General features: G+C 28.7%; 5 protein-coding genes and 1 pseudogene. 3 read left to right on the top strand and 3 right to left on the bottom strand.

Going from position 1 to position 3,940, the window contains the following annotated elements:
- On the top strand, positions 1-579 hold a 579-nt coding region (locus Q0V08_RS11025), incomplete at its 5' end, for a Mu transposase C-terminal domain-containing protein (RefSeq protein WP_297434734.1).
- A gap of 15 nt (positions 580-594) precedes the next feature.
- Complete coding sequence (locus tag Q0V08_RS11020) at positions 595-1,341, top strand: DUF368 domain-containing protein (protein ID WP_297434732.1); 747 nt, start codon at positions 595-597, stop codon at positions 1,339-1,341.
- A gap of 29 nt (positions 1,342-1,370) precedes the next feature.
- Here the strand turns inward: Q0V08_RS11020 and tpx are convergent, their stop codons facing one another.
- From tpx to dtd, 3 genes are read right to left on the bottom strand one after another with little or no spacing between them, the layout of a single operon-like run.
- Positions 1,371-1,877, bottom strand: coding sequence for a thiol peroxidase (tpx, locus tag Q0V08_RS11015; protein ID WP_366099800.1), 507 nt, complete (start codon positions 1,875-1,877; stop codon positions 1,371-1,373).
- 29 nt (positions 1,878-1,906) lie between these two features.
- On the bottom strand, positions 1,907-2,938 hold the full coding sequence (locus tag Q0V08_RS11010; protein WP_297434730.1) for an alpha-hydroxy-acid oxidizing protein: 1,032 nt from the start codon (positions 2,936-2,938) through the stop codon (positions 1,907-1,909).
- A 21-nt stretch (positions 2,939-2,959) separates the two neighbouring features.
- The gene (dtd, locus tag Q0V08_RS11005; RefSeq protein WP_297434728.1) at positions 2,960-3,412 is read right to left on the bottom strand and encodes a D-aminoacyl-tRNA deacylase; all 453 of its coding nucleotides are present in this window, start codon (positions 3,410-3,412) and stop codon (positions 2,960-2,962) included.
- Positions 3,413-3,510: 98 nt separating this feature from the next.
- Between dtd and Q0V08_RS11000 the strand changes: the two are divergent.
- Positions 3,511-3,940 (top strand): annotated as a pseudogene (locus Q0V08_RS11000) (nicotinate phosphoribosyltransferase); the annotation flags it as partial.

Raw genomic sequence — 3,940 nt, 5'->3', positions numbered from 1 at the left:
TTTTATAATAAAGAAAATTATAAAATAATAAATTTTATTTTTGAAGAAGAGAAAAGAGAGTTGATAAAACTATTTAATTTTATTCAAGAAAGTATTATAATAGAGGGAGCTTATCCTAAAAATATATCTTTAGATGAAAGAGTTCAAGGAGTTTCTAAAAATTTATTAAGAACAATATTTTTTCAAACTAAAATTAGTTTTATTCAAGAAGAAGCAGATGAAAATATGATGGGTTTTGTTAGATATATAGATACAGATATTTTGAAAGAATTTAATAAAGAAAAACCTAAAACTATAAAAGAGATTTCATTATTTATAAAAAAGTATCTGTTTATAGAAAATAATAAAATAGGAAATTTGAATAATGAAGAAAAATACAAACTTTTATATTTTTTACACAAGTATAAAAGAAAAGTTTATAATAGCGGAGTTAGAGTGAAAAATAATATATATAATAGTTCGTTACTAAAAGAAAAAGAAGGAACTATTGTAGATGTGTTTTATAACGAATTTTCTATAGAAAGTGTTGATATTTATATTAAGGATATATTTATTGATAAAGCTAAAATAATAAAATAAATACTAGGAGTGTGCATGTTTAAAAATTTTTTAAAAGGAATAGTAATAGGGGTTGCAAATGTTTTACCTGGTGTTTCTGGAGGAACACTAGCAGTGGTGTTAAATATTTATGATAAATTAACAGAAGCGGTTGGTAATTTTTTAACAGCTTCAATGGCAAAAAAAATAGAGTACGCTAAATTTTTATCTCAAATAGGGTTGGGAGCAGTGATTGGAATTGTTGCATTTGCAGGAGTTATTTCTAAAATGTATACACTATATCCTAAAGGAACGACAATTGTTTTTCTATTTTTGATACTTCCATCAATTCCAGTAATATTGAAAGGTGAAAAATTCTTTAAAAGAGATAACCTTTTGGCATTTTTTGCAGGAGTTATATGCACAGGTATTTTTATATATGTAACTAAGATATTTGCAGGAGAAGAAGTTATAAGAACAGCGGCCTCTATATTTACATTATCTTATGGAATAAAACTTTTTTTCTGTGGAATAGTAGCAGCAGGAGCTATGGTGATACCTGGAATTTCAGGTTCTTTATTGCTTATGATAATGGGAGAATATTATAATATATTAGGATATATAAAAAGTTTTAATATATTACCACTAAGTTTTTTTGCTATAGGAACTGGAATAGGATTGGTTTTAGTTTCAAAGGGAATAAATATATTGCTTAATAAATATAGAAGTTATACTTTAAATTTTATAGTTGGTATAATAATCGTTTCTTTGGTCCAGATAGTAGAAACACTATTTATAAAATAAAAAAAGCCTTTTAAAGGCTTTTTTTTATTTTATAATTTTTTTAAAGTTTCTAAAGCAGCATCGTAATTAGGCTCTTCAGTGATCTCTTTTAAATACTCAGTATAGGCAATTTTACCATTTTTATCTATGATAATTACAGCTCTTGAAGTTAGCCCAAGTTCTTTAATATATAATCCATAGTTATGTGAGAATTCTCTATCTTTATAATCTGAAGTAGTTATTGCATTTTTAATATCTTTAGCTCCACAGAATCTATTTAAAGCAAAAGGTAAATCCATAGAAATAGTTAATATAACAACATCCTCCAATTTTGCAGCTTCTTTATTAAATCTGATAGTTTGCATTTCACAAACAGGTGTATCAATAGATGGCATAGCTGAAATAACTACAGTCTTTCCTTTTAAATCGTTTAGAGAAAGAGGTGATAAATCAGTTTTTGTAACAGTAAAGTTAGGTGCAACATCTCCAACAATAACCTCTTTTCCAACTAATGTTAAAGGACTTCCACCAAATGTAATAACGTCTTTTCTTTCCATGATAAAACCTCCTAAATTTTGTATTTAAATTATACTTTTTTAGTGTATAAAATGCAAGAAAAATTTTTAGAATTTTTAACATCATCAGCACCACTTAGTATCATACTCTGATAAAGTTGGCTTTTAAATGTTTCAAGGGTAACTTTAACTCCTTCTTGCCTACCACCAATAGATCCCCAAATTATAGGACGACCAATTAAAACTGCATCAGCTCCGAGTGCCAAATATTTAAGAATATCTACTCCCTCTCTCACCGCTCCATCGACTAAAACAGTAATATCGTTACCTACAGCTTGAGATATCTCTTCTAAAACTTCAGCAGGAGCAAAAGTTTCATTCAAACAACGCCCTCCGTGATTAGAAACAACAATAGCAGAAGCACCAGCTTCAACACATATTTTAGCTTCATCAACAGTTAAAATTCCTTTTATAATAACCGGTAATTTTGTTGATGAAATAATTTCTTTTAAATCACTTAATGTTTTTGGACCTACAGGTTGATTAAATAATTTCATTGTAACAAGGCCAGCACCATCTACATCAATCCCAACGGCTATAGCTCCTGCGTCTTCAGCTAATCTGATTCTTTTTATGATTTCAGAGTTTTCTCTAGGTTTGATTATAGCGATACCTTTTCCATTGGCTTTTTTTATTGCATCAATTCCTACTTGAAAGCAGTTGGGATCTCCTGTATCACCAATCATAGCTATAGTACCAGCATCAATAGCTCCAAATATGATATCGTTAGAGTATTCTTCATCGCTAACATATCCACCCATATTAAACTTTGTTCCAGTTATAGGAGCAATCATAGCTGGAAAAGATAACTCTTCTCCAAAGAAGTTACATTTTAATTTAGGATCAGTTACTCCGTGCAAAGTTCTCATTGCAACTTTAACCTCTTTTAATTTTTCATAAGATCTTTGAAAACTTCCACCGCTAATAGCTCCACCCATTCCTGGAACTTTTCCTGCACACCATCGACCGTTACACTCTGCACATAATATACAAAAATCTTTCATTCTTTCCTTTGCATTTTTTTTAATCTCTTTTATATCCATTTTTCTCCTCCCGTAAAATGTTTATTTTGAACAATCTTTTGTATCAATAATTAAAGTAACTGGTCCATCATTTAAAAGTTCTACTTTCATATCTGCTCCAAAAATACCGGCTTCAGTTTTAAACCCAAGCTCTTTACATTTTTTTAGAAATTTTTCATATAATTCATTTGCCATATCAGGTTTAGCAGCATCGATAAATGCAGGTCTACGTCCTTTAATACAATTTCCATAAAGAGTAAATTGAGAGATGATTAGAAGTTCACCATTGACATCTTTTAATCCTAAGTTCATTTTATCTTCAGAATCGTTAAAAACTCTTAAATCAGTTATTTTTTTAGCTAACCAATCAACTTCCTTTTCAGTATCTGTATGGGTAACACCTAAAAGTACAAGAAATCCTTGTTCTATCTCTCCAGTAATTTGATTATCAACACTAACACTTGCATGCTTAACTCTTTGTATAACAGCTCTCATAAAGCAACTCCTTTTCTATTTTTATTGGTAATTATATCATAAAAGTGATATAATTATTAAGAAAAATTAAAAACTAATATTTTATGAAGAGGTACAATATGGGGAGAGAAAGAGTTTTAACAGATTTTGCAAAAGTTATTAATTCAGATAGGTATCAATATACGGAAAGTGATATTTTTCTAATGGAAAATATGGAGGAGAAAGAAGCTATATTTGATATGTATTTTAGAAAAACTGAAGATGGTGGTTTTGCTGTTGTATCGGGAGTTCAAGAAGTAATTGAGTTAATTGAAATTTTAAATGAAACTAGTGAGGATGAAAAAAGGGAGTATTTTTCTAAAATAATAGAAGAAAAACATCTATTAGAATATTTAGTAAAAATGAAGTTTACAGGAAATCTTTATGCAATGAGAGATGGAGAGATTGTTTATCCAAATGAACCAATAATTTCAATAAAAGCACCTTTGATTCAAGCTAAAATTTTAGAAACACCAATTTTAAATTTAATGAATATGCAATTAGCTATAG

The organism is uncultured Cetobacterium sp. (genome assembly GCF_947038635.1).
Classification (GTDB): domain Bacteria; phylum Fusobacteriota; class Fusobacteriia; order Fusobacteriales; family Fusobacteriaceae; genus Cetobacterium_A.
This window is presented reverse-complemented; position numbering and strand designations above follow the sequence as displayed.

Bases quoted from the DNA above. Each gene is read 5' to 3' on its own strand.
- Q0V08_RS11020 (WP_297434732.1), top strand. From the start codon at position 595: ATGTTTAAAAATTTTTTAAAAGGAATAGTAATAGGGGTTGCAAATGTT.
- tpx (WP_366099800.1), bottom strand. From the start codon at position 1,877: ATGGAAAGAAAAGACGTTATTACATTTGGTGGAAGTCCTTTAACATTA.
- Q0V08_RS11010 (WP_297434730.1), bottom strand. From the start codon at position 2,938: ATGGATATAAAAGAGATTAAAAAAAATGCAAAGGAAAGAATGAAAGAT.
- dtd (WP_297434728.1), bottom strand. From the start codon at position 3,412: ATGAGAGCTGTTATACAAAGAGTTAAGCATGCAAGTGTTAGTGTTGAT.